Source organism: Methylobacter sp. (assembly GCF_004322395.1).
Classification (GTDB): Bacteria; Pseudomonadota; Gammaproteobacteria; order Methylococcales; family Methylomonadaceae; genus Methylobacter_A.
The window spans coordinates 48,081-74,828 of record NZ_SCTW01000050.1; the positions used below are offsets into that span (position 1 = coordinate 48,081).

Genomic DNA, 26,748 nt, shown 5'->3' on the forward strand with positions numbered 1-26,748 from the left:
CCTTTCAATTTTTTAACGGCGACAATGCAATAATGGTTCCTTTCGATTGGCTGGTGTCTCCCATTGCGCTTATTAATACATGCGTGGAAACACTTTCATTCAAGGCTACAATACCGCCATCATACTGAGCAAAGTTACTGGAATAGGCTTTTTGTAATAATTGCAATAAAGCCTCGGGTAAAGCTTCGCCAGCTATAAGACCGAGCAAACAGGCATTGGGAGCGCGGCAGAAAAGAGCCTCGGCGCGTCGGTTGGACGCTACTATCATATTGTGTTCGTCAATACCGATGATGCCTATCGGTAAATGCTCAAGAATTTCCTGTGAAATTTGCAATAAATTAATACTATGCATAATTTCACGGGTTTTATCGACCACTTTTTGCTCAAGGTTTTGATTGAGCATGGAAAGCTCGTCATTGGTAGACTGAAGTTCTAAGGTTAAACGCAAATTTTCCTGTTCCATTTCATAGTGCTGAAATGCATTGCGGATGTTATCCCGAAGCAAATCGTCATCCCAGGGTTTGGTTAAAAATTTATAAATCGCACCTTCATTAATGGCGCTGGTGACTGATTCAAGTTCGGTATAGCCGGACAAGACAATGCGTAATGTCTTAGGATAAAGTGTTTTAACCTTACGTAGAAATTCCACGCCGGTCATGTGCGGCATGCGTTGATCGGCAATGATGACGCCCACTTCGTGCATTGCCAATAAGGCAAGCCCTTCTTCACCGCTATTGGCGGTCAGGATGGTATAATTATCACATCGTAAAGTGCGCTTAAGAGCATTAATGATGTTAATTTCATCATCCACCAGCAGAATGATGCGGGAGATTTGTGGTATCTCTGTCATAAGCGGATCTCGTGTGTATTTCAGAGCTCACCATTTAAGCTAAAATAAAAATAGCGCAGGAGGGCTTCGAAAAAGTCAAAATCAGGATGGTTTCTACCGAATCAATTTTTGTTTTCACGTAGCGCGTGGAAAAGTGTATTTATACAAAATCAATATCCACGCACTTGCTAGCAGACTCAGGGGCTCTTATGGGGCAGGCTTGGCGCCTGGAGTCGATGAAATCGGCCATTAACCATTTAGGTTAATGATAATCAAACCATCTGATACTCAATTTACTTTGATAAAATTAGACTCTTCTATTTTCAGGGTCCCAAGTATAGCACTTCAAATTGCCCGTACACCAGATTTGACTATATCTCGATCTCGTTGGACTTGTCGTCTCACTGTGGTCAGCGTCAAAACCAACCGTGCCTTGGCCGCAAAAGGATAGATAGCGAGATTGCCCTGTAGCGATATGTGTTGAGGAGTTGCCTTCTGATTTTTCAAGAGCTGCTGCAAACAGCAGAGCATTTGTGAGGCGCAGTATCGTTAACAGACACAAGCGCGAACTGGCGGAATTCTTGACGATTAAGGGTATATTATGGAAATGCAGCTAATTCAAGTGTGAGGCAGATGGAAATATTTAACGGGGAGAGTAAGTTTACAAGATTTTTGCTTGAGTGGAGGATCAAGGGATTCATCCTGATAATCAGTGTTGAATCCCTTTTGTTCAATTAATTAAATGTTTCACGACAGATAAAATTACCATCTTCCCCTAGAGCTATCGCCTACTTCATTGCCTAGAAAGGAACCGGCAGCAGCGCCTAATCCGGTGGCAAGAGGGTCGCCACTACCCAGTTCATAGCCGAAAACGCTACCTATTACACCTCCAGCCAATCCTTGGTGAGAACGTGGATCGCGAGGATACTGTGCTTGCCGCTGATAATAATTAACTTGCGGTTGAGGGTAATAGTTAATTTGCGGTGCAGGATAGTAGTTAATCTGTGGTTGAGGGTAATAGTCATGGTGGTGATGATGTCCCCAGCCGTGGCCATGGTGTCCCCAACCGTGACCGTGGCCATGATGCCTCCAATGATCACCGTCAGCGTAAGATAGCGGTGAAAACAGGATTGCAGCGGTAGTTAATTGAATTAAAAAAAGTAATTTTTTCATGGAATTTTTCCTTTGAATCATATGATTCGATGTTCGGTTAACAAAACAAGCTTGTCGGTATATCAAATTCGATTAATGTCTTCCAGCGACTCCATTGCCGAGGTAAGAGCCTGCGGCAGCTCCCAGTCCGGTAGCGATAGGGTCGCCGTTACCTATTTCGTAACCTAAAACGCTACCTACAACGCCACCGGCCAAACCCTGATGGGAGCGCGGATCCTGATAGTTCGAATGTCGAGGATGCTCAGGGTAATATCTATCTTCCGAATGATGATGTTTATGATGCCCTTTGCCATGACCGCGACCTTCACCTCCCGATGCGTAGGATGCAGATGAATAAATGATTGCAAATGCACACAGCGGGATTAAAAAAAACGATTTTTTCATAGTGATCTTCCTTAAAAAATTATTCTGTTTGAGTTCTATCTTGAGTCGGCAAAGGCAGGTTAGCCAGTGATAAACTTTGGATTCATATTATTCGCTTTAACCTTAATGGCTGCTTAATAAATGCAGCTGTTTGATGGGCGATGTTAAAAGCTACATTCGAGTCATATCCCGCTTCATATAACAATTAATTGCCGGAATAATTCCTCTGGGTCGCTTATAATATTAGCCTACTTGAATCATTATTTACCCAATCTTAATGGTATCTTAATAAATGGAACAGTTTATTCCCGGCCAACGCTGGATTAGTAACACCGAGTCAGAGCTTGGTTTAGGTCTTATTCTTGATGTGGCCCATAAGCGAGTCACAGTGCTTTTTTTGGCCTGTGACGAGAAACGTATGTATGCGCAAGATAATGCGCCGCTAACGCGCGTCCGGTTTTCAGCTGGTGACGTTATCGAGTCGATTGATGAGGATAAAGTGACCGTAATAAGTTCAGTTGAGCAAGACGGCTTGATCACTTATTTGGGCAAAAACGCCTATGGAAAGGAAGTCCGGCTGGATGAGGTGGAACTGAATCATCATATTCAATTTAACAAGCCTCAGGATAGGTTATTTATTGGGCAAGTCGATCCTAGCGCTTGGTTTTTGCTGCGTTATGAAACCTGGCGCAGACTGCAACAGCATCAGCAATCGCCGGTTAAAGGTTTGTTGGGCGGTCGTGCCTCGCTTATTCCGCACCAATTGTTTATTGCCCATGAATCGGCTAATCGGTCTGCACCGAGAATCATGCTGGCAGATGAGGTGGGTTTGGGCAAAACTATTGAAGCCGGCCTGATTTTGCACCATCGGCTGATTAACGGCTTGAGCAACCGAGTGTTGATTATTGTGCCGGAAACTCTGCTACATCAATGGTTGGTGGAAATGCTCCGGCGTTTTAATCTGCGTTTCAGTATTTTTGACGAGGCGCGCTGCCTTGGCGCTTATGTCGAAGACGATATGCTCGACGATGCCGTACCATCGCTGGAAAGAACAGGCGAAGAAGATGCCGATAACCCATTTCTAACCGAACAACTGATTTTATGCAGCCAAGGCTTTTTTTCTAATTATCCGCGCCGCCGGCAACAGGCCATAGAAGCGGGTTGGGATATGGTGGTTGTCGACGAAGCGCACCATCTGGAATGGAGCGAACAAGCGCCCAGCCCCGATTACATGTTTGTTGAGCAGCTCGGGCAAATTTCTCCCAGTCTTATTTTATTGACGGCAACCCCTGAGCAGTTAGGCAAGGAGAGCCATTTTGCAAGGTTAAGATTGCTTGATCCTGATCGGTTTTATAGTTTTGCGGCTTTTATTAAAGAAGAACGCTTGTTTGAACCGGTAGCCAACGCAGCCAAGTTATTGCTGGCGGAGCAAGTCCTGGATGAAGAGGCGCAACAATATTTAACAGCGCTACTAAAAGATGACAATGTCGACGGCTTGGTAAGAAACCTGAGCGATCCTGAAAAGTCGGCGTCGGCACGCGATGCGCTGATTAAGGTGTTGTTGGATCACCATGGTACCGGGCGGATTTTGTTTCGGAATTCGCGGCAAACTGTACAGGGTTTTCCCGAGCGGGAGCGATACGGTTACGCCTTAAGCGGCAAACCAAATACCGATGATTTGCAACAAGACCCACGCTATTTGTGGCTGGTAGAAAAGGTTAAGCAATTGGCCGGCCAACACCGCACCAGCTCCCAGTCGGTTGGCGGCATACACACCATCTCCGGCGATAAAGCACTAGTGATTTGTAAACATGCGCAAACCGCGATTGATCTGGAGCAAACTCTGAAAAACCGAGCCGGTATTGCTTCGGCCGTATTTCATGAAGGCATGAGTATTATCGAGCGCGATAGGGCGGCGGCTTACTTTGCGGATCCTGACAGTGCGGCGCGGCTGTTGATTTGTTCTGAAATCGGCAGCGAAGGCAGGAATTTCCAGTTTGTGCATCATTTGATACTGATGGATTTGCCGACCAATCCCGATTTATTGCAACAACGTATAGGCCGTCTTGATCGTATCGGGCAGAAACACATTATCCAGATTCATGTGCCGTATCTTGAGCACACCGAGTGCGCGGTGCTGTACCGTTGGTATGATGAAGGCTTGAATGCGTTTGCCTGTAACAGCTCATCGGCTCAGCGGGTTGCGGATATTTTGCACGATGAGTTGGCGGCTGTTTTGGATAGTAAAAGTCCAGCCGAAATTGATGCGCTTATCGCCAAGACCCAGGCACTCAGTATTGAGCTTGAAGCTCAAATGCATAACGGTCGCGATCAATTGCTGGAATTGAACTCCTGCCGCAAGGACTTGGCCGATCAGCTTATCGGCCAGTTGAACATTTACGAGAAGGAAGGCGTGCTTTGGCCTTATATGGAAGATGTGTTTGAATGCTACGGCGTGGATACCGAGTTTCATTCGCCGGATTGTTTTATTGTCCGTCCCAGCGATCATTTGCGTGTTTCGCATTTTCCCGGATTGACTGAAGACGGCATGACTGTCACCGTTAACCGGCAGATTGCCTTGGCGCGGGAAGATATGCAGTTTATGACTTGGGAGCATCCGATTGTTACGGCGTCGATGGATATGGTGCTATCCAGCGAAACCGGCAACGCTGCGATCAGTGTGATCAAACATAGCACTCTTAAAGCGGGACAGTTTCTACTGGAATGTTTGTTTATTGTCGAGTGTAGTGCCCCCGCCGAATTACAAATCGGGCGGTTTTTGCCCCATACGCCGATTCGGGTGTTGATAGATCAGAATCAAAAGGATGTCAGTGCAGCCATTGACCATCGTGATTTGGTTGACGCCGGTATCAAGTTTGATAAGCATAAAATCATCGCTTTTTTGAACAGTCAACGGCCCCATCTTATTAACTTGTTGAATCTGGCCGAGCAAAAAGCCAAAGCCGAGATGGAACAGTTAGTCGATCAGGCAACTCAAGCCATGTTGGCATCGTTAAGTGATGAAATCAAACGTCTGGTCAGGCTGAAAAAGGTGAATCCGACTATCAGGACTGAAGAAATCGAGCAGCTAAAGGATATGACTATGTTGGCTCATGAAAACATCCAGGCCGCGCAGCTAAGACTGGATGCGGTCAGGTTTGTGATTACCAGTTGATATTACTCACTGTCCACGAAAAGCACGAAAAGCACGAAAGAAAATTAATCGTTCCCACGCTCCGGCGTGGGAACGCATTCGGCAACGCTCCAGCGATTGCCAATCGTGATGCCAAAGCGTCCCTAGCTGCATTCCCAGGCTGGAGCATGTGAACAACAATGTGTATAAATTATGATAAATATCGGCAAAATAAATAAGCTGAAAGTCGTTAAACAACAAGGCGCTAATGTCTATCTCGACGATGGAACTTCGGGAAAAGTGCTGTTGGCCGACAGGAAATTGCCGGCAAACTGCCAAGTTGGCGATACTTTGGACGTATTTGTTTATGTCGACTCGGAAGGCCATCTGGCCGCTACCGCCAAAAAGCCGTTAGCCCAAGTAGGCGATATAGCATGGCTGAAAGTGGTATCGCTTAATTACGTGGGGGCATTCCTGGACTGGGGGCTGCCTAAAGATTTGCTGGTTCCTTTCAGCGAGCAATACCATGAGATGGAAGTAGGGCGCTCTTACTTGGTTAAGGTATTTCTCGACGACCAGAATCGCATTGCAGCAACTACCAAGATCGATAAATTGCTCAGCGACGAATCGAGCGATTTTGAAGTCGGCCAAAAGGTGTCGCTGATCATTGCCGATAAATCCGATTTAGGCGTTAAAGCTATCATCAACAATAGCCATTGGGGCATGTTGTATGAAAACGAGCTGTTTCAGCCGGTCAGAAAGGGCCAAAAGTTGGATGGCTATATTAAGCAAATACGGGAAGATCATAAGATTGACCTCAGTTTGCACCAGCCGGGGTACGGCAAAGTTGTGTCGCTCACCGATACTATTATAGCCAGGCTGAAAGCCAATAACGGCGTGTTAATGTTAAGCGACAAAAGCCCTCCGGAAGCCATTTATGCCGCATTCGGGGTTAGTAAAAAAGTATTTAAGCAGGCCATCGGCGCGCTGTACAAACAACAATTGATCGCTATTGATAAAACCGGAATCAAGCTTGTTAATAAATAGGGTGCGGATCGCCTAGCGTTATTAAGTTTGGAGTGGTATTGGAAAATAGTACGCGACACGATGTGCATCTTACATTATTGAAAACTGTATGGCTAAATTCAGAACCCATTACGACAGCTTAAATGTATCGCATGATGCGCCTGCAAGCGTTATCAAGGCCGCTTATAAAGTGCTCTGCCAAAAGTATCATCCCGATAAATATGCAGGCGGACCTGAAGAAGCGTTACGGATAATGAAAGTTATCAATAGCGCTTATGCGGTCTTATCGGATAGCAGCAAAAGAGCCGAGCACGATCAATGGATAGACAGGCAAAAAAGGGCGTGCGCGACTGATGAAGCGCAGCGGATAATGCAAATTATTACAAAAAATTATGTCGCACCATCGGTAACAACCAAAAAAAGACCCTTTGAGACCTATGCGGCAATAATCAATAAATTCCGGAAAAATATTTGCTCGTACTGCACTAAAGTGCAGCTCTCTAGTATCCAAGCCTTAAAAAAATCAAGCTGGATTTTCGGGTTCACAGGTATTGTCGGCATCGTGTTTATGGCAATTATTCTTCATAAGCCCATAGAAACAACCGCAGTAATGGCGCCTGCTAATCAAGACGTTGCCGATCTAGTAAAAAAGGCCAAGCAATTTGTTAAACAAGGTCAAGCGGAAAAAGCATTGCCGCTTTATTTGCAGTTGGCGGAGCAGGGAAATGCGGATGCACAGTTTAATGTTGGCTTGATATACGTTAATGGGCAGGGCATAACCAAGGATAATAAACAGGCAGTCGATTGGTTTACCAAGGCGGCCAACCAGGGGCATAGAGAGGCGCAAACTAAGTTGGGTTATATGTACGCGACCGGTAAAGGCGTGGTGCAGAATTATAATTCGGCCGTTTATTGGTGTTATAAGGCCGCTGAACAGGGCGATGTCATTTCGCAATATAATCTAGGTCAAATGTATGCAAAAGGGCAGGGAGTAGCGAAAGATAGCAGTCTAGCCGTTTCCTGGTTCAGCAAGGCGGCTGCACAGGACGATGCCCGCGCCCAATACAGTTTGGGCGATATGTACGAAAATGGCTTAGGGGTGGCAAAGGATAACACCAAAGCAGTGGATTTCTACCGTAAGGCTGCAAAGCAGGGCTTGGATGAAGCTATCGCTGCTTTAAAGCAGATGGATCGATAAATTTGGGGGTTTAATTATCCGGAAATCGCATCCGTTTGTGCTGTGCATAACCGATGCTTTTAGAATCAAGTATGTGCCGTTCAGAACATGGTCGATTCTTTAATGGCAATTTCATTTCTGAATGCCCGTAGCGCTTATATCGGCCTCAAGGTTTGGCGCATTTCAGGTAGCGGCATACTGATGTGATAGCCTTGGGCGAAATTGATGCCCATATCCTTGAGCGCTTCCCAAATCTCCTGGCTTTCGACAAATTCGGCAACGGTGAGAATGTCGATATCCTGGCACAATTTGGACAAGTTATGCACCAAGGCATAATCCACTTTAGAGTTCAGGATGTTGCGCACAAACGCGCCATCGATTTTGACGTAGTCAAAGCGTAACTCACGCAAATAATGAAACGAGTTATAACCTGTGCCAAAATCGTCCAAGGCAAAGGCAAAACCTTTACGACGAAGATTGGTCAGGAATCGGCGCATATTCGTCATGTCGCCAATAGCATCGCGTTCAAGTAATTCAAAAACGATGCTTTCAGGAGGAAGTTGCAGTTCCTGACAGAGTTCCTCGGCATAACCTAAAATGCCGCGCCCTTGAATTTCCTGTACCGATAAATTGATAAAAATTTTCGCGTTCGCTTCCGGACGGTTGGCATCCATACAAGCGCGTTTAGCAGCAAAAGAATTGTTGATCATAGCGAGGTCTAGTTCTCGGGCTAAGCCATATTTATCAATGGTTTCGATGAATGTCGCCGCCGAAGTTGTTTCTCCCGTTGGAGACCTAAGTCTAGCCAGTGTTTCAAAGGCATAAAGTTCGCCGGTCTGACAGTTAACAATCGATTGATAATAGGGAATAATGCGTTTTTCTTTTAACGCCTCGCGCAGGTTTTCCGCATTATCTCGGGTCTCGCGAATACTGATGCGTTTTTCTGTCGCATCAAAGGAACAGACACTATCTTTGCCCATGTCTTTTGCTTTGTACATGGCGGCATCGACACCTTCCAACAGGTTTTCTATAGTTTGTCCATCAACAGGATAACTGCTTACGCCTATGGAAACGGTTAAATGGAAATGGTTGCCTTGTGCTGATGTAAGGGCCATTTCACGTAGCGCACAACTTATATTTTCAGCAACAATACGGGCACCGCTGGGGCCTGTTTCAGTCAGAATAATGGCAAACTCGTCTCCGCCAACACGAGCGCACAAATCGCCTTTGCGCGTATGTTCAAGCAAAACAGTGGAGATTGCACACAGCGCGGTATCGCCGCTGGGGTGCCCATAGGAATCGTTAATGTCTTTAAAGTCGTCCAGGTCAAGCATCAGTACGCTAAACTCATGCTCATGGCGCTCGGAACGACTGACTTCATAGTTCAACATTTCGTTGAACTGACGGCGGTTGTGCAGTCCGGTAAGGGGGTCATGCACTGAATAGTATTCAAGTTCCAACAGCGTACGCGATAATACTTTGCTGGAACCCACCACCATGACCATGACCGCGAGTATCGCGCGGATGACACTTTCTTCCTGCGGTGACAATTTGTTTTCTGCGGCGTAAGCGACCCCTAACAATCCCGCCAAATTAGGCGCATGATCGGGTACAGGCACGCTAATCATACGAATGTCTAAAGCTGTTGTGATTTCGGCGCCGCAATGGATATGAAATTCCTCAATATCCAGCGGTGCATCGGTGGGCAATCCAATACTTAGGAGCATCTGTTTACTTAATATGCCGCGCGCCTGTATGCAGATCTCATCCGAGCATTGGCCCAGATAATACAAATAAAGCGATAAACCATTTTCTTCCGCAAAGGCGATGTAAAAAAAGTTAAACGGGAAAATGGAGTAAAAATCGACCAGAATTTCCTGTACAAACTCTTTCCATTGGGAGATATGCTCGTGCGACAGGATGATACGTTCCAACACTTGGCTTTGTCGCTCTAATAAGTCTTTTTCAATCAAAACAGAAGACAGCTCAAGCAAAGTCTGATTGAACTCGATCATCAGGTTTTGGGCGTGTCGCTCATTGGCTGCCCACTGTTCGCCACGGTGCCGGAAGAGTAAGTCGAGACTTTGATCCAGCCGAGTGCAGGTATTAATAATATGTGAAATCGTTGGGATTATGGCAATCATGGACGCAGAGTCATCGGAAGCCATAGCGGCCATGGCTGCCATCAATTTACTGATAATCTCTTGGTGCACATCATGATTAAGTTCGGACGAACTTATTGCATAACGCTGGGTGCGTGTTTGATTTTCTAGAATTTCGGCAATCTGACTGATAATTCTGAGGCGTAGAACTTCAAGATGACTAGGCTGCGACAAGTTGTTCATGCTTAGCCCTCCAACGAGAAACGTCCACCCGGTTGCATCAGATCAATGCCGCATTGTAGGTCTTTAAGCCAATTTAGAAAGTCGGATACTGCAGCGCCCCGGTAAATTGGTCCGTGTTGCGGAGCAATCATGTCAATATCAAGGTCGGCAATGGTGTCTAACCAGCAGCGTATGGCTTTGTTGGAGCACATGTAGCGCTGGTGAAATCCATGGATATAGGGGATGTGAGCGGCAAAGTCGTCTACAAAAGCATCATTTTTATCCACTGGCAGTAGGGCGGCGCCGATGTCGCCAGTGAACAAGATTTTAGAAACCGGGTCGTATACGTTAATTTGGCCTTCGGAGTGCAAAAAATGTGCGGGCACAATTTTTAGTTTTAAGCCGGGCGACGGTTCGCAGTCCATGCCCTCGTTGGGTACTCCGATAAATCGCGCCATATCTTTTAAGCCGTAATGAGGCAAAAAGCGTATCCAAATGCTCGAAACATACACAGGCGAACGACACAGTTCCAACCAGGTTGATAGACCTCCGACTATGTCAGGATCTTGGTGAGACAGAAAAATGGCTTTAATCTGTTCGGGCCCCAGATAACGCAACATTTCCGCCAGTACCCGAGGCATAACCCCAAAACCGCCCGGATCAAGCAGTACCCCGTTATTATGATGGGTGATCAGATACTGGTTGGAACGTACGCCGTCTTCCTCGCCTGGCTCACTCTCGTTGAGCAAAATAAAACGGTGATCAACGGATTCGAATAATTTAATGTTACGCATATTTTCCCTAATTTTCTGCCAGTTGAAATTGTTTATATATCCCGTAGTTTACTTCAGGTTATTCCATAAAGTATAGCCGCTCTTTATATATGGAAACTTTGTAATGCGGTGCAAAATTTATGATAAGAAACGGCAAATAGCTGCAACATCTATTCTTTGTCGGTTTTATTTCCATTCACTAGAAGCGGTAAGGTGAGGATGGCTAAACACATTAGCCAGATTAGCAGTTGATAGTTGGTTGCGGAAAAGATAAAAGCGATACCCATTCTCTCGCCAACATTCGGATAAGCTAGGATAAAGTCGCGGCTTACCATGAATGCTTTAGTTTCCCAAATAGTAAGAATTAAGCTCATTATCAGCAAGGCGTAACCCATTATCTTATCTTGATCGGCTTTAGTATTTTGGTGTCCTGCCAATCTGTTAATCTCAATGATCGGTAAAGAGCGTGGACGTACAGTAATATAACTGATGATCATTAAGCCGAAGACACCGACAACAGGTATGTAAATCGATACAGTGGGAAAGCTGATATAACGCCCGTTCAATGCTAAACCGAAGGTTTTATAAACGGCAAATCCGGCAAATATTATATAAAGAGTGTAAATCCAGGCGCCAAATTTTGGGTTGGCAGCTTGGTTGGCTAACAAGCCATAGCCGCGTTGTAATATCAAACCGGCTAAGACGGTGTTTAAGCCCACGGTTAATATTGTTTGAAAACGCTGCCAGTCGCTATAGCTGGTATACCACAGGTTCTCCGCCATATTTGCCAGTAGCGAGCTAAGCAGTTGCGAGAATAACAAAAAGAACGCGAGACGCATTGTGGATAATGATTGCAGCTGCTTCCAACAACAGGCGACAATGCCCAGAAAAAATATTGTTGAAGCTATAGTGCCGTTAAGCCAATCAGGGTTTTCGTAAACCAAGCCGGTTAAAGGGAAAACCTCCTTACGATCGACTGAATAAAGTCCCCAGTTCGCTCCGACTACGCCTTCAAGCTCGCTTTTCCATGATTGGTTAAAGGCTTCGACAATGTTGTAATCAAAGCCGTTTTTATTGGCGACTTTAATTAATGCGCGGATGAATTTTGCTTCGTTTACAACGCTAGGTACAGACCAGCCACGTTGACGGCCTTCACCCGGCCATCCGGATTCGCCGATCAGTATCGGTTTGCCGGGCGAAATAGCATCGGCCTCGCGTTGAACCTGCTTGAAAATGCGCTCGATATGCGCCGGAGCTTGGTCTACAGTGATAGGTTCATCTTCCCAGTAAGGTAGAATGTGGATGGTGATAAAATCCACTTCCTTGATTAACTCTGGGTATTTCATGTACATAGACCACACATCGGCATAAGAAACCGGCTGTTTAACCGATCGTTTTACTTCCCGTATGTATTCAATCAGTTTTTTGGAATCCAGATCGCCACGTAACAGCACTTCGTTGCCGACGATAACCCGCTTGACTACATCGGGATTTGCATTGGCGGAACGGATAACCTCGGCAATTTCCGCTTTATTGTCTTCTTTTACAGATCCCAGCCACGCGCCTTGAATCATCTTCAAACCATGTTTTCTAGCTAAGGTGGGAATGATAGGCGTAATGCCTTCCGCACTGGCATAAGTGCGGATCGAGTGGGTTTTTTCACCCATTAAACGTAAGTCGGCATCGATTTGTTCGGGGGTCGGAAATTTTTCATCCAAAGGCCCCTGGCCCTCTCGAAACGGGGCAAACGACAGACTGTTAAGCTTTCCAGATGGGACGTCCGCCCCTACATCCTGAGGTAAGTTGGTTAACCAGCCTAACAAGCCGTTAAGCAAAACAACCAATATAGCGAATGAAGCAGTTTTCATAAATAAACAAACTAGCATTAAAATTTTTGAAGACAGGCGTTATGAAACACGCCAAGTAAATTGTTTTCGGTATCATCTCATAATTGCCACTTTTTGAATACGGGTAGCCTTTTTGCGAAGAGTACCGAAAAAGCGGTTTTTCATGGCTTAAACTACGCAAACGCTAAGCGTTCAGCTAAAATGCGTTTCTTTTTTGCTTGTGTAACGTTATGGCTAAAAATATTCGTATTGAAAGATGTAGCGGTCCGGCTCTGGAACGATTTATTCCTGAACTTGCCCGGCTTAGAATCGAAGTGTTTCGAGACTTCCCGTATTTGTATGACGGGGATATTGATTATGAAAAAAAATATTTACAGACTTATATCGATTGTCCCGAAAGCGTTATTGTCATCGCTTTTGATAGCGATAGCCGATCCTGCTCCCGGCAGGATTCCGGCATACACACCATCCATGGCGATAAAGTGGTTGGGGCATCGACAGCAATCCCAATGAAATATGAAACTGATGAGTTGAAAAAGCCGTTTATTGAACAGGGTTACAACCTTGATGAGGTTTTTTATTGCAGTGAATCGGTGCTCGATAAAAATTATCGTGGTCTTGGTATCGGCGTCCGGTTTTTTGAAGAGAGGGAGGCTCACGCCAAGGATTTGGGAGGCTTCAAGTATATTTGTTTTTGTTGTGTGGAACGACCGATAGATCATCCCAGACGGCCGGCCGATTATGTGCCGTTGGATCGATTCTGGACTAAGCGTGGTTATGTCAAACATCCTGAACTTCATACAACGTATATCTGGAAAGATCTAGATGATGTTAACGAAACGCCCAAACCGATGACTTTCTGGCTGAAAAATGAACTTTAAAATAGCAACGGCTCAATACGACATCAGTTTTTTGGAAGATTGGCCGCAGTATCAAAACAAGGCTGAACGCTGGGTTGCGGAAGCCGTAGAGCAGGATGCGAAAATTTTGCTTTTCCCTGAATATGCCAGCATGGAGCTGGCCTCGTTATTCGGCGAAGAGGTTTATTCATCATTAAGCAAACAGCTGGCGGCCATGCAGTCATTGCACGATGATTATCTGGAATTGTTTCAGGGCTTGGCGAAAAAATATCGCTGCATTATTCAACCGGGCACGTTTCCGGTAAAAACCGATTCCGGCGCTTATCGAAACCGGGCGTACCTGTTTATGCCGGATAGCCAGTTTGATTATCAGGATAAACTGATGATGACTCGTTTTGAAAACGAACAATGGTTGATTCAGAAAGGCGAGGAGCTAAAATATTTTGATACCGAATATGGAAGAATTGCTGTCAACATCTGCTATGACAGTGAGTTTCCTATGTTGGCAAGAAAGCAGGTTGAAGCCGGGGCGAATCTGATTTTAGTGCCCAGTTGCACCGATACGCTTGCCGGTTATCATCGCGTTAAAATCGGCTGTCAGGCAAGAGCGCTGGAAAACCAGTGTTATGTGGTTCAATCCTCCTTGGTAGGCAATGCGCCATGGTCGGAAGCTGTGGATGTCAATGTCGGTGCAGCGGCTATCTATACGCCTGTGGATAGGGGCTTTCCTGATAACGGTATCCTAGCCATAGGTGAACTCAATGCAGTGCAATGGGTTGTTGCCGAAATATCGCTCAGTGCTTGCGGCACAGTTCGGGAGCAAGGTCAGGTCTTTAACTACAGGGACTGGCCGTTGCAAAATACATTTTAGGTTCAAGGTTCAAGGAATTATCGCGCCTTTCACCTTGAACCTATTGCCTTATTCATCATTAATTAAAAATGGCTTCGAAAGAATAGCCGTTAAATTCCAGGATTTCTTTCATTCTTTTTAAACCATCCATTTGAATCTGCCTAACTCGTTCCCTGGTTACGCCCAGCTCTTGGGCAACCTGCTCAAGGGTTGAGCCTTCATAGCCGCAAAGCCCATAACGGCGGCAAATAACTTCGCGCTGTTTTTCAGGAAGTTGGAACACCCATTTAGCAATATTTTGCCTCATGCCGTCTTCTTGTATTTTTTCGGCCGGCGACAAGCTCTCGCCGTCGGAAATCGACTCAACCAGAGGCTTGTCAAAATCCTTGCCTCCGGGCATATCGATTGAGGTAACGCGTTCGTTAAGCTTAAGCATTTTTTCAACTTTGTTGACAGGTATATCCAGATGCCCCGCTATATCTTCAGCACTGGGTTCATGATCGAGTAACTGTGCCAAATGGCGTTGAGCTTTAAGATAAGTATTCATTTCTTTAACAATATGAATCGGCAACCGAATGGTTCGCGTCTGATTCATAATAGCCCGTTCGATGGTTTGCCTGATCCACCAAGTTGCATAGGTTGAAAATCTAAAGCCTCTTTCAGGATCGAATTTTTCAACTGCTCGCATCAAGCCCAGATTGCCCTCTTCAATCAAGTCCAGTAACGGCAAGCCCCTGTTCAGGTAACGGCGGGAGATTTTAACGACTAGACGCAAATTACTTTCGATCATAATTTGGCGTGCAGTTTCATCACCTTGTAAGGCTCTGGAACCGTAGAGTTTTTCTTGATCAGCGGTCAGCAATTGCGAACGAGCCAGCTCATTCAGATAAACCCGCGTCGCATCCATGCTTTTATCTTGCTGCGACTCAATGGTAATTATCTCATCTATATCCAATGCTTCACCGACTGACGAATGTGCCTGAAGTTCATCGTCAAAAGACAAATCATCGTCAAATAATACACAAACATCATCGTCCAATAGCTCAACTAATTCTGCCTTCATGGTAACCTCTACATTGCTCGACTTAAGCCGAAATGGTTTATTATTTTTCCGGTAAAAAATTAAGCGGATTTACCGGTTTACCGTTTTTTCTAATTTCAAAATGCAGCGATGTTTTGATTGATCCAGTTCGTCCAACTTTTGCAATCATCTCACCCTTTTCTACCGTATGTCCCTCTGCAACGAGCAGTCGGCTATTATTGGCATAAGCGCTTAAATACAAATCGTTGTGTTTGATAATAAGCAAATTACCGTAGCCAATCAGGCCTTGTCCGCTATAAACAACTTTTCCGGCTTCAGCCGCACCCACGTCCTGCCCCATTTCTCCGGCTATATCAATGCCTTTGTTATCGGCTTGAGAAAAAGATTTTAAAACTTTTCCTTTTATCGGCCATTGAAAGTTTAACTTTAACATGTTTTCATTATCATTTGAAATAATTGATTTTTTTTGTGGACTACTTCCCTGTTTTTCAGCAATGTCTTTAATTGGCTGGGTTTTATACGTTGGCCTGTAAGCCAGATTGGGCTTATTATTTGACGAAAAAGAGTTTTTTTTCTGTGAATTGATTCTGTTTGTTGACTTTGCGGCTTTTTGCTTTGCCGCCACCGTTTTTGGGGGCATGTCTGCTGCATCCATGGGGTTGTTTCCCAAATTCGGATCGGAGAGTCTTATTTTTTGACCGACTTTGATCGTATAAGGCGGAGCAATCTGGTTCCATTGCGCTAATTGACGATAATCCAGGTCATAAACCAAGCTTATGGCATACAAGGTATCGTCTTTTTTTACCTGATGATATTGTGTCTCGTCTTTAGGAATATCGGTAGCAGAAGGATAATTTGTGATGAGGGGAGCATGGTTTGGAGGTAGTTCCGTACAGCCATTCAATAAAGCCAATAGCATTGCAATAAAAATAAGCTTTGAACGAATGGATGTCATAGAGGATTATTTTTTTAACAGAATTTTTTTAGCCAGATTTATTTTCGCTGCCAAATAATTCGATCCGCCACGATCAGGATGTATTTTTTGCATCAATTTGCGATGAGCGGCGATAATTTCAGATTCAGACGCTCCTATTTTCAAACCTAAAATTTCATAGGCCTCTTCAGCCGACATATGGCTGTGAGTGCTTTTTTTGTTTTGTTGTTGTGACGAATTATGTTTTGCGGATTTGAATTCCGACCATAGCCTGTGCAAATAGGGAGCATAACGTAACAATGCCGGCATCAAACGCACTATAAAAGCGAGGATTACTCCCACTAAGGCAAAAAGCCAGTTTAAATGTCCGCTTACAGCCAAATAAAAAACGACCAGCCCTATAATAATTAGGAGTAAAGGCTTAACGTAGCGAGCCAATACGGCGGGCGGAGTTTTTAAAAACGCACGTATCCCCAAAAATGCAATGACGATAAGTAACAGAATCAGGTAAATTCGAATCAAGGTTTACTCCTGGATTAATGATCTGTTTAAGATCGTTCTCAAGACTGTTGCCTGTATACAGATAGTGTTTAGATTAATAATACCTTAAAATATGACATCTTATGATAACAATCTAATAATTTGGTTGATATGCTGAATGCTAAGATTCCAGTTTTAGGTTTCGCCGCCGCAAGCGGAACCGGAAAAACCACGCTGTTGACCCAATTGATCCGGATCTTAAAGCAAGACGGCCTGCGTATCGGTTTGATCAAACATAGCCATCATGATTTTGAAATTGACCGGCCGGGAAAAGACAGTTTTCGTTTGCGGGAAGCCGGTGCTTCCTCTGTGATGCTGGTTTCGCGATATCGACGGGCGATTATTACCGAATTTCATTCAGCAACAGAGCCCCGGTTGGACGATCAGCTAAAGCAACTCGATCAATCTGAGCTGGATTTGATATTGGTAGAAGGCTTTCGAGCTGAAAAGTTTCCTAAAATTGAATTGCATCGGTCTTCGCTTGAACACCCCTTGCTTTACCCGAACGATCCGGACATCATCGCGATAGCTACAGACGTAGCGCTAGAAACCCCGGATTATTTGATACAACTGGAACTGAACCGGCCTGAAATGATTGCCGCTTTTATCCAAAACCATATTATGAAAAGCCATGATTGATGCATGCAGCGAATCCAAACCATTACTGTCTATTGACGACGCGCTGGACAGAATTAACGCGGCTATAAGCCCTGTAAACAGCACAGAAAAAACGGCGTTAAAAAACGCCTTGGGACGGGTACTGGCAGAACCGGTTTATTCACCGATCAATATCCCTCATGATCGGAATGCGGCTATGGATGGCTATGCTTTTGCAAGTCGGGACATAGCTGACGGGCAAACATTCACGCTAACTTTGGCAGGAGTTTCCTGGGCCGGACGGCCATTTCAGGGGCGGTTGCAACCCGGCCAATGTGTCAGGATTTTTACCGGCGCGGTTGTTCCGGAGCAAGCCGATTCAGTCATCATGCAGGAACATGTACAGGCTCAGGGACAAACCATACATTTTCCGGCCGACACACGAAAGCAGCAAAATATCAGGAAAATCGGTGAAGACGTAAAGCAAGGAGCCTGTTTAATAGCCGAGCCTAAAAAGCTGACAGCGGTCGACCTGGGCTTATTGGCCTCAGCCGGTATTGATCAAGTTGCCGTTAAACGACAATTAAAAATAGCCTATTTTTCCACCGGCGACGAATTAATCTCAATAGGCAGGCCGCTGGAGTCTGGGAAAATATACGACAGCAATCGCACTATGCTAGGCGGATTGTTAGCGGACCCCAGCTACAGTGTGGTTGATCTGGGTGTCATTCCCGACAATAAACAGTTGCTTGAAGATAGCTTTATTAAAGCTTCCAAAATCTATGATGCGATCATAACTACCGGCGGCGCTTCAGTCGGCGAGGCCGATTATGTCAAAGAAATTCTGCAAAGTTGCGGGGAAGTCAATTTCTGGAAAATTGCAATAAAACCCGGTAAACCGCTCGCCTTCGGCAGAATAGGGCAGTGTTATTTTTTTGGGTTGCCCGGCAATCCGGTTGCCGTTGTCGTAACCTTTCAGCAGATCGTAGCGCCTGCGCTAAGGCAGCTTTCCGGTGCGCCGTCTCTCAAACCGTTAAGGTTCGCCGCGACTTGCACCTGCGCATTAAAAAAATCCCCCGGCCGGCAAGAATATCAGCGCGGCATCCTTAGTCAAGATGAACATGGCGAGTTCTTTGTCGTTTCAGCGGGTCAGCAAGGCTCGCACATTCTTAGTTCCATGAGTCAAAGCGATTGCTATATCGTCTTGCCAGAAGAATGTAAAGGCGTGCAGGCAGGCGACAAAGTAACCGTTGAGCCGTTTAGTTTGTCTATATAGCCGCACAACAAGCTTGAGGTTTGTAGGATGGGTTTCATTACGTTCTACCTATCCTACAAACCATGCTTTAGACCTTTTTAACAAACTCCGATTTAAGTTTCATTGCCCCAATACCGTCGATTTTGCAGTCAATATCATGATCACCGTCGACCAGACGGATGATCTTGACTTTAGTGCCGACTTTGACAACCGATGATGACCCTTTAACTTTGAGATCTTTGATTACGGTGACAGTATCACCGTCTTGTAACACGTTGCCGTTTGCATCCTTAATAATACGGACATCGTTGCTATCTTTAGCTGTCCCGTCTTTTGGCCATTCGTGTGCGCATTCAGGGCAGACATACATACTATCGTCTTCATAAGTAAATTCTGAGCCGCATACGGGGCATTTGGGGAAGTTATTCATTGCTTTCCTTAATGTAGAGTTGTTTGAACCTTGTGGAATACAGGTTGTATTGAGTCAATATGATGCCAGATTTAGGCGTTTTTTTCCATTTCACTAGAGGCTATGTCTATTCGGGATGTGCGGGCTATTGAAATTACTGGTGAAAGGGCAATTGTGCATGAAGAGGGCGCTTTTAAATCCACGATTTCACTTTTTGAACTTTATGTTGTGTAATAGCGGCATTATAAATGTCCATGGCTTTTAAAAAGCCGGGCTCAGCTTCCGCACTTAATTTTTAGGAATATCAAATCATGCTGGCCACCGAAAATTTGATGAAAGAACATCAGCTGATCTTAAAATATGTCGATTTGATGGAACGCTATGCAAAGTTCAGTCTAAAGCATCCCGACACACCCGTGTTGATGGAGCGGGCGGCTGGCTTTATAGAATTTATTCATGAGTTTGCAGATCATTTTCATCATGCCAAAGAAGAGGATATTTTGTTCCGGTATCTTGGATCGCCCGGCGTATTAACGCATTGCAATCCGGTTCCGCAAATGCTGATGGAACATGACAAAGGCAGGGAATATGTTCGGAACATGGAGCGGGCATTGCAGGCGAAAGAGTTAAACGATCTGGCGGATAATGCCGTTCAGTATGCGCGGCTTTTAAAAGAACATATTTATAAAGAAGATAACATCCTGTACCCGATGGGGGAGAATGGATTGTCGGATGAGGCAAAAACTGCGCTGTTGGAAGAATACGCCGAAACAGACCGGCGTCTTAATAGCCCGTCTTTGTGGAATAAATACGAAACTTTCTATACTGAACTTGAACTGGGGCTGGACACTCTGGCGGACTAATTTAAATACTTGATCGGACAAGTTATTTATTTTACTCGTCCGACCGACAAAGTTGACTAATCCACCCGGTCGACTTTAACCAAAATATGCATTTGGCTGTCGCCGACTCGGCGCGTATTCATAAACGCGCTGTACGTGCTGCCGTTATTGCTTTCGCCGATTCCCCCGATTTCGACCCATTCGCCAAGATTAACTCTGAGTGTTGACTGCGCATTTTGGATCTCAAGTTGTCCCTGTCCGTTCATTTTGTCCGACCAAGGCGATACGCTAAGAACGACCTGCTCTCCTGCCAGCCTGGGGATTACCTCAAAACCGGTTGTCGCTTCGACAGTTTCAGTCGCTATGGAGTAACCATAGTTTGAAGAATACTGTCCTGGATAAATATTGCCTGCTTTAATGTGGGCGGGGACACCTTCCATCGTTCGGACTGTCTGGATGTTTTTATCGGTATTTTTGTCTTGAGTTTGATACAAATGGCCGAATATTCTGCTCCCGGATTTTGATGGATGATCGATCCGCACATTTAGTTGGGCTCTGGCGGCTGCGTTAAGTTCATCGGCGGTAGTTTGCCTACTCTGCATCACGGTAATAATCAGATTGCTCTGACGTACATCCAGTTGGTTAACGATAGCCTTAATTTCAGCCAGCCGGTCAGGTGTGGTTTTAACCAGCAGATTGGAACCGTTATCAATAAACTGAGCGTTATTCCCAAGCAGTGGAGCGAGCAATGGCACTATTTCGAATGCCGGCCGATTGGTTAAGGGAATCACTTCAAGAACTGTTTCTTCGGCAAACACGCTGTTGCCAAGCAGAACTAGAAAAATTAATGCTGAAAGTTTTTTCAAGGCAAATCTCCGGTACATGTAACCATTAATCGCTATGGTATAACGTTGTGTGTGCTATCCGAAATATTCTTTTTCTTCACATCGATCAGGTAATTTGATGCCTGCTTCCGGCAGCCGATTTTGCCAATGCATCGTCGTTTTTCTAATGCTATATGCCTGTCAAAGCTGGATCGATTACATAGAAACAGTGATGAGGGAAAAACCACAATCAATCGTCCACCCTGTGTTGGAGCAATTAAGTTTCAGACAGGCATTGAGTTTTCCACGATTTATAAAGGAACAGTTTATGAATGAACCTCAGCGTATCGAAGCGGCGAAAGCTGGCGATGTTAATCGGTGCACAAATGTTTGTGCAGTTACTGATATGAATACACAACTATCAGTTTCGACCAACGTCGTCTGGCACCGCGCTACCGTGACCCGCGCTCGGCGTGAAGCGCAAAACGGCCATCGTGGCGCGATATTATGGTTCACCGGATTATCCGGGTCGGGCAAGTCTACGCTAGCTCATGCCGTCGAAGAAGCGCTGCACCAGCGTGGATGTCGCACCTTCGTGCTGGATGGCGACAATGTTCGCCACGGTTTGTGCGGCGACTTGGGATTTTCAGCTAAAGACCGCCAGGAAAACATTCGTCGCATCGGCGAAATGGCCAAGATTTTTATGGAAGCGGGCGTAATTGTACTTACCGCCTTCATATCCCCTTATTGTGCAGACCGTGAACGTGTGCGCGGCATAGTCGAGCGCGGCGACTTTATCGAAATTTATTGCGACACGCCTATCGAAATTTGCGAATCGCGCGACGTAAAAGGCCTCTATAAAAAAGCTCGGGCCGGACAATTAGCGGAATTTACAGGCATCACCTCGCCTTACGAAGCGCCGGAAAATAGTGAGCTCGCCGTGCATACCGGCGCAACCGATCTGGATGTCTGTGTGCAACAGGTTATCAATAAAATCACGCAGCACGGCATTATCGCCAGTGCAAACAGCAAAAAACCATGCGCAACATCCTGAGTCGACCTAAAGTCGGGATTGCGAAATGCTCATCAAATGATTGGAACTTTTAGCCGTCATTTTTCCGATGGCCAGATCGATTATGTCGAAAATAATAGCTGTGGGGAAAAAAGTACAACCAATCGTCTACCAGATGCAGCATCGGAATTGAGGCGGTTCGCCGGTTTTCGCTGTCACTCAAATGGGCTTATTCCGGCCTACAAGACTGCAATTCAACAGACGACTCATTCAACGAGAGTAGGGCAGATATGTTAAACAAACCACACAGTTTTGACGGCGTAGATGATGATGCATCGCTGAACCACGCCGCATCCCTGATAGCATTATTGCGGTTGCGGGCGGAGCGGCAGACGCATCGCGCCGCCTATACATTCCTGGAAAACGGCGAACAGCCAACCAAGTCGCTGACTTACGGCGAGCTGGATTTGCAGGCCAGACAACTGGCTGTGCAATTGCAGGCTGCGGGATTGCAGGGCGAACGCGCTATTTTGCTGTATCCGCCGGAATTGGACTATATCGTCGCGTTCTTCGCCTGTCTTTACGGAGGTCTGGTTGCGGTGCCGGCTTATCCGCCAAGCAACAGCCGGCACATGCCGCGCTTGCGGGCGATCATTGATGATAGCCAAGCGGCTGTGATACTCAGCACGCAGAGCGTCGTCAATGCGGTGCGCCAATTCGCAGTCGGCGGCTCTGGGCTGTTAGATAAAAACTGGCTGATAACCGACAGTCTTGCCGCTGTCGATGCAAGCGCCTGGCGTTTACCGGCATTGCACGACGATGATCCGGCTTTTTTGCAATACACCTCGGGTTCCACCGGCAACGCCAAGGGCGTGATGATTAGCCACGGCAATCTGATGGCCAATCAGCAGCTGATCAAGCGGCGCTTCGGCCACAATGCCTATTCGACGGTAGTAGGCTGGCTACCGCTCTACCATGACATGGGTTTGATCGGCAACGTCATGCAGCCTTTGTATTGCGGGGCCAGCGCCATTTTGATGTCGCCGATGGCGTTTTTGGAAAAACCTGTCCGTTGGCTGCAAGCGATCAGCGATTATCGCGCGCATACCAGCGGCGGGCCGAATTTTGCTTACGAACTGTGCGCCAGGAAAATTACCGACGATCAAAAAGCCGGGTTGGATCTTGACAGCTGGAGGTTGGCTTTCAACGGCGCTGAACCTATTAATCCCGACACTCTGAGTTGTTTTAGCGTAGCGTTCGCAAAATGCGGATTTAGCCGTAAAGCTTTTTATCCCTGTTACGGCTTGGCCGAAGCAACTTTGTTGGCTACCGGCGGCGATAAAGATAGCGAGCCTACGGTGGCGGCTTTTTACAAGGCCGGTTTAGAACAAGGTAAGGTGCGTCCGGCCATGGACGGTGACGACGATATCCGGCATCTGGTCGGCTGCGGCGGCATTGATGTCGATGCCTCGCAACGCATTCGTATTGTCGATCCGGAGTCCGGCGAGCTGTGCAGCTTCGGCCGAATCGGCGAGATTCAACTAGGCGGCCCCAGCATCAGCCAAGGTTATTGGCAAAATTCCTCAGCTACCGGGCAGGCTTTCATCGCCGATGCAAAAGATCAAAATCGCTGGCTGCGCACCGGCGACTTGGGCTTTATGGAGGGCGACGAATTGTTCGTTTCAGGACGGCTGAAAGATCTGATCATCATCCGCGGCCGCAATTATTATCCCCATGATCTGGAATATGCCGTCGAAGCGGCGACGGATGCGTTAAACCCCGGCTGCGCGGCCGCCTTTGCGGTAAGCGGAGACGACGGTGAAAAACTGGTTGTGTTGGCCGAACTGAAACGCAATCGGTTAAGGCAGTCCGACTACCGGGCCGAGTTTGCCGCGATACGCACCCGGCTGGTCGAGGAATGCGGCATACAGGCCGATACCGTGATGTTGTTGAAACCGGGCGCGATCTTAAAAACCAGCAGCGGTAAAGTCAGGCGTTCGGCTTGCCGGCAGGCTTTCGAACAGCAAAAGCTTAAGGTTGTGGCTGTTGATGCGCTAAAAGGCGTGGGGGAACCAGTGCGACCAGAACAAAACTACGCGGCTGATCCTTCGACTAGCCCCGAGCGGACTTTATTGCAACAGGCCTTGCTGTCTGTTGCCGATGCCGAGGGCGCACTTTTACTGGCACAGATTCTGGCCGGGAAAGCGGCGGCTTTGTCCGGCTTGGCGGCCGGATCAGTCGATATAACGCTATCGCTACCGAGTCTCGGCCTGGATTCGCTGAAAGCGGTGGATCTGAAATACTTTATCGACGAGTTGCTGGTCATCGATTTTCCGGTGGTGCAACTGCTTGGCAATATTTCCTTGGCAACATGCGCGGAACAGGCGTTGCATTTGGCGAAATCCGGTCAAGTGCAAATCGCTCCGGTGGCGGCTGATGACAACGATGAGCAGCCGCTATCGTTCGGTCAGCAAGCGCTTTGGACCGTCAACCAGATAGAAGCGGACAGCTCGTTGTATAACATGACGATTGCGATGCGCATCCAAGGCAAACCCGATAAAACCGCATTAAGCGGCGCATTGGCTGCATTGTTCGAACGCCATGCGCAATTACGTAGCGGCTTCCGGCTTGACCGGCATTCCCGGACGGTGCTTATCCCGCTGGTCGAGCTCCAGCCCCAAATGGACTGGGTGACTTGCGATCACGAGCGGCAGCGGGATGAAGCTATCGCCGCTTTCGTGCGCAAACCGTTCGATTTGGAGCACGGCCCGTTACTGAGAGCTGCCTTGTTCAGCTGCGCCGATGACGATCATGTGCTGGCATTTTGCGCGCATCACATCGTCGTCGATTTTCGCTCGCTGTCGATTCTGCTGGAAGAATTCAAGGCGTATTATCTCGGGCAGGTCCAGGATTTGCCTAAGCCGGAAGCGAGTTATGCCGATTATGCGGCTTGGCAATCGGCTTATCTGGCTGGCGATCAAGCCGAGCAGGACTGGCAATACTGGCAACGGCAGTTGTCCGGCGAATTGCCGAAACTGGCATTGCCCACCGAGAGGCAAACGTCCTCTTCGCCTTCATGCTGGGGCCGAGCGGAAACGCTAAACTTCACACCGGACACCCTGCAAAAACTTAAATGCTTGGCTGCCGAGCAGCACACAACCCTGTATACGCTGTTGCTGACCGTGTTCAAGACCTTGCTTTACCGCTACAGCGGCCAGCAGGACATCATCGTAGGCTCGCCGACGCTGGGCAGGCCGAAGCAGGAGTTTGCCGATACCGTCGGTTATTTCGTCAACCCGGTGGCGCTGCGAACCCATCCGGCTGCCAAGCAGCGTTTCAGCGATTATCTGGCCGAGGTCAACGCTACAGTGCTGGACGCGCAGGCTCATCAGCATTATCCGTTTTCGCTGCTGGTCGAAAAATTACAGCCCGAGCGCGAGCAGGGGCCGTCGGCGTTTTACAGTGTTTGGTTCGGGCTACAGAGCGGCGGTGCATCCGACGCTGCCGAACTGGCTTTAGGCATGCCGGGCATCGCGCTGGATTGGGCTGGCTTGTCGGTCGAAAGCTATGCGCTGGAGGACGTCGCCGTGCAATTCGATATGACCTTGCTGATGGCGGAGACATCGCTGGGTTTGGCGGCCTCGTTCCAGTACCGTAGCGACATACTGTCCCGCGGCACGGTTTTAAGGTTCATCGGCCATTATCAACACCTGCTGCACGGCATAATCGCCAATCCCGATAGCCGCTTGTCGGAACTGCCGCTGCTAAGCGGACCTGAGCATAAACAGTTGGCTGAATGGAATTCAACCGGCAGCGATTATCCGAGCCGCAGCACGGTACACGGTGTTTTCGAAACCGTTGCCCGGCAGCAACCGCAAGCCGTCGCAGTGGTTTATCAGCAGCGGCGTCTTAGCTATGCCGAGCTCAATGCGCAGGCCAACCGTCTGGCGCATTGTTTATTGGCGCAAGGCGCGGGACCGGAAAAGCGCGTCGCTTTGTGCATTTCGCGCTGCCCGGAAATGGTGGTTGGGATATTGGCGATACTCAAAGCCGGTGCGGTATACGTGCCGGTCGATCCGGCTTATCCCAAAGATCGCCAGGCGTATTTGCTTGAGGATGCCGGTTGCAAGTGGCTGTTGACCAGTACCGCGTTGTTGCCTGAGCTCGACTGCGGAGATATGGCGACGATGTGTATCGATGATGCTAACATTTATACCAATTGCAGCAGCGACAACCCGGAAATAGCGCTGCATGCAGGCCACGCAGCTTATGTCATTTACACCTCCGGCTCGACCGGGCAGCCTAAAGGCGTGGTGGTCGGGCACGGCAACCTGATGCACTCGACCTGGGCCAGAGTTACCTATTACCCAGAACCGGTTGGCTGTTATCTGCTGCTGTCGTCGTTCGCGTTCGACAGCTCCGTGGCTGGACTGTTCTGGACACTGGGGCAGGGCGGTTGCCTGTGCTTGCCGGAGGATGACCAGATTAAGGACCCGGCCGCCTTGGCAGAGTTGATCGCAAGGCATCGGGTAACGCATCTGCTGGCCTTGCCATCCTTTTATGCGTTGTTGTTGAGCCAAGCTGGAGGCGCGCTGCAAACCCTGAAAACGGCTATCGTTGCCGGAGAAGCGTGCTCAATCGAAGTCGTCAAGCGGCACTATGCGGTGTTGCCGCAGGTGCCGCTATACAACGAATACGGCCCGACCGAAGCCACGGTATGGAGCAGCGTTTACCCGGCAACTCCGGACGACCTGGACCGGCCGTTATCGATAGGCCGGCCAATCGACAACGTCCGGCTGCATATCTTGGATCGCAGCGGCAACCCGGTTCCGGTCGGCGTACCGGGTGAACTGCATATCGGCGGCGCAGGCGTGGTGCGCGGCTATTGGCAGCGTCCCGAATTGACCGCGGAAAAATTCATTCCCGATCCGTTTCAGC

The 26,748-nt window shown here is 47.4% G+C and carries 21 protein-coding genes; 10 read left to right on the forward strand and 11 right to left on the reverse strand.

Going from position 1 to position 26,748, the window contains the following annotated elements; genetic code table 11:
• Nucleotides 1–4: 4 nt before the first annotated feature.
• The 3 genes from EPO18_RS07425 to EPO18_RS07435 all read right to left on the reverse strand — a co-directional run bounded on the left by EPO18_RS07425 (nucleotide 5) and on the right by EPO18_RS07435 (nucleotide 2,386).
• The gene (locus EPO18_RS07425; protein ID WP_292432582.1) at nucleotides 5–850 is read right to left on the reverse strand and encodes a response regulator; all 846 of its coding nucleotides are present in this window, start codon (nucleotides 848–850) and stop codon (nucleotides 5–7) included.
• Between the two features lie 741 nt (nucleotides 851–1,591).
• Entirely contained in the window at nucleotides 1,592–2,002 is a 411-nt protein-coding gene (locus EPO18_RS07430; RefSeq protein WP_292432584.1) for a glycine zipper 2TM domain-containing protein, read from the reverse strand.
• 72 nt (nucleotides 2,003–2,074) lie between these two features.
• Nucleotides 2,075–2,386, reverse strand: coding sequence for a glycine zipper 2TM domain-containing protein (locus tag EPO18_RS07435; RefSeq protein WP_292432586.1), 312 nt, complete (start codon nucleotides 2,384–2,386; stop codon nucleotides 2,075–2,077).
• A gap of 271 nt (nucleotides 2,387–2,657) precedes the next feature.
• Here EPO18_RS07435 and rapA point away from each other — a divergent pair, with 271 nt between their 5' ends.
• The 3 genes from rapA to EPO18_RS07450 all read left to right on the forward strand — a co-directional run bounded on the left by rapA (nucleotide 2,658) and on the right by EPO18_RS07450 (nucleotide 7,722).
• Nucleotides 2,658–5,540 (forward strand): RNA polymerase-associated protein RapA, encoded by a 2,883-nt coding sequence (gene rapA, locus EPO18_RS07440; RefSeq protein WP_292432588.1) that lies wholly within the window; start codon nucleotides 2,658–2,660, stop codon nucleotides 5,538–5,540.
• A 171-nt stretch (nucleotides 5,541–5,711) separates the two neighbouring features.
• On the forward strand, nucleotides 5,712–6,545 hold the full coding sequence (locus tag EPO18_RS07445; RefSeq protein WP_292432590.1) for a CvfB family protein: 834 nt from the start codon (nucleotides 5,712–5,714) through the stop codon (nucleotides 6,543–6,545).
• Between the two features lie 88 nt (nucleotides 6,546–6,633).
• Nucleotides 6,634–7,722 carry a J domain-containing protein gene (locus EPO18_RS07450; RefSeq protein WP_292432591.1) on the forward strand — a complete coding sequence of 363 codons (1,089 nt, stop codon included), beginning with the start codon at nucleotides 6,634–6,636 and terminating at the stop codon, nucleotides 7,720–7,722.
• 134 nt (nucleotides 7,723–7,856) lie between these two features.
• On the opposite strand, the gene EPO18_RS07455 is transcribed toward EPO18_RS07450, so the two are convergent.
• The 3 genes from EPO18_RS07455 to EPO18_RS07465 form a co-directional block, all read right to left on the reverse strand.
• Nucleotides 7,857–10,046 (reverse strand): putative bifunctional diguanylate cyclase/phosphodiesterase, encoded by a 2,190-nt coding sequence (locus EPO18_RS07455; RefSeq protein ID WP_292432592.1) that lies wholly within the window; start codon nucleotides 10,044–10,046, stop codon nucleotides 7,857–7,859.
• Between the two features lie 2 nt (nucleotides 10,047–10,048).
• A complete protein-coding gene (locus EPO18_RS07460; RefSeq protein ID WP_292432594.1) occupies nucleotides 10,049–10,819 on the reverse strand; it encodes an oxygen-binding di-iron domain-containing protein in 771 nt (256 codons plus the stop codon).
• 149 nt (nucleotides 10,820–10,968) lie between these two features.
• Nucleotides 10,969–12,666, reverse strand: a complete 1,698-nt coding sequence (locus tag EPO18_RS07465; RefSeq protein ID WP_292432596.1) for a glycoside hydrolase family 17 protein — start codon at nucleotides 12,664–12,666, stop codon at nucleotides 10,969–10,971.
• 209 nt (nucleotides 12,667–12,875) lie between these two features.
• Between EPO18_RS07465 and EPO18_RS07470 the strand changes: the two genes are divergently transcribed.
• Entirely contained in the window at nucleotides 12,876–13,526 is a 651-nt protein-coding gene (locus EPO18_RS07470; RefSeq protein WP_292432598.1) for a GNAT family N-acetyltransferase, read from the forward strand.
• Nucleotides 13,516–14,376 carry a carbon-nitrogen hydrolase family protein gene (locus EPO18_RS07475; protein WP_292432600.1) on the forward strand — a complete coding sequence of 287 codons (861 nt, stop codon included), beginning with the start codon at nucleotides 13,516–13,518 and terminating at the stop codon, nucleotides 14,374–14,376. The genes EPO18_RS07470 and EPO18_RS07475 overlap by 11 nt, the downstream gene beginning before the upstream one ends.
• Before the next feature lie 58 nt (nucleotides 14,377–14,434).
• Here the strand turns inward: EPO18_RS07475 and rpoS are convergent, their stop codons facing one another.
• Genes rpoS through EPO18_RS07490 form a run of 3 tightly spaced genes read right to left on the reverse strand, consistent with a single transcriptional unit; the run spans nucleotide 14,435 to nucleotide 16,853 of the window.
• Complete coding sequence (rpoS, locus tag EPO18_RS07480) at nucleotides 14,435–15,418, reverse strand: RNA polymerase sigma factor RpoS (protein WP_292432602.1); 984 nt, start codon at nucleotides 15,416–15,418, stop codon at nucleotides 14,435–14,437.
• 40 nt (nucleotides 15,419–15,458) lie between these two features.
• Nucleotides 15,459–16,352, reverse strand: a complete 894-nt coding sequence (locus EPO18_RS07485; RefSeq protein WP_292432605.1) for a peptidoglycan DD-metalloendopeptidase family protein — start codon at nucleotides 16,350–16,352, stop codon at nucleotides 15,459–15,461.
• Nucleotides 16,353–16,358: 6 nt separating this feature from the next.
• Nucleotides 16,359–16,853 (reverse strand): DnaJ domain-containing protein, encoded by a 495-nt coding sequence (locus EPO18_RS07490; protein ID WP_292432607.1) that lies wholly within the window; start codon nucleotides 16,851–16,853, stop codon nucleotides 16,359–16,361.
• Nucleotides 16,854–16,982: 129 nt separating this feature from the next.
• Between EPO18_RS07490 and mobB the strand changes: the two genes are divergently transcribed.
• Together mobB and moeA are read left to right on the forward strand one after the other, a co-directional pair.
• Complete coding sequence (gene mobB / locus EPO18_RS07495; protein ID WP_292432609.1) at nucleotides 16,983–17,510, forward strand: molybdopterin-guanine dinucleotide biosynthesis protein B; 528 nt, start codon at nucleotides 16,983–16,985, stop codon at nucleotides 17,508–17,510.
• Nucleotides 17,503–18,744 carry a molybdopterin molybdotransferase MoeA gene (gene moeA, locus EPO18_RS07500; protein WP_292432611.1) on the forward strand — a complete coding sequence of 414 codons (1,242 nt, stop codon included), beginning with the start codon at nucleotides 17,503–17,505 and terminating at the stop codon, nucleotides 18,742–18,744. Before mobB ends, moeA begins: the two co-directional genes overlap by 8 nt.
• Nucleotides 18,745–18,811: 67 nt before the next feature.
• Here moeA and EPO18_RS07505 read toward each other — a convergent pair whose 3' ends face one another.
• Nucleotides 18,812–19,153 carry a zinc ribbon domain-containing protein YjdM gene (locus EPO18_RS07505; protein WP_292432612.1) on the reverse strand — a complete coding sequence of 114 codons (342 nt, stop codon included), beginning with the start codon at nucleotides 19,151–19,153 and terminating at the stop codon, nucleotides 18,812–18,814.
• A 290-nt stretch (nucleotides 19,154–19,443) separates the two neighbouring features.
• Between EPO18_RS07505 and EPO18_RS07510 the strand changes: the two genes are divergently transcribed.
• On the forward strand, nucleotides 19,444–19,995 hold the full coding sequence (locus EPO18_RS07510; protein WP_292432613.1) for a hemerythrin domain-containing protein: 552 nt from the start codon (nucleotides 19,444–19,446) through the stop codon (nucleotides 19,993–19,995).
• Between the two features lie 56 nt (nucleotides 19,996–20,051).
• Here EPO18_RS07510 and EPO18_RS07515 read toward each other — a convergent pair whose 3' ends face one another.
• A complete protein-coding gene (locus EPO18_RS07515; RefSeq protein WP_292432614.1) occupies nucleotides 20,052–20,840 on the reverse strand; it encodes a hypothetical protein in 789 nt (262 codons plus the stop codon).
• Nucleotides 20,841–21,204: 364 nt separating this feature from the next.
• On the opposite strand from EPO18_RS07515, the gene cysC reads away from it, so the two are divergent.
• The gene (cysC, locus tag EPO18_RS07520) at nucleotides 21,205–21,852 is read left to right on the forward strand and encodes an adenylyl-sulfate kinase (RefSeq protein WP_292432615.1); all 648 of its coding nucleotides are present in this window, start codon (nucleotides 21,205–21,207) and stop codon (nucleotides 21,850–21,852) included.
• Nucleotides 21,853–22,100: 248 nt separating this feature from the next.
• A partial coding sequence (locus EPO18_RS07525; RefSeq protein ID WP_292432616.1) for an amino acid adenylation domain-containing protein occupies nucleotides 22,101–26,748 on the forward strand: 4,648 nt, incomplete at its 3' end.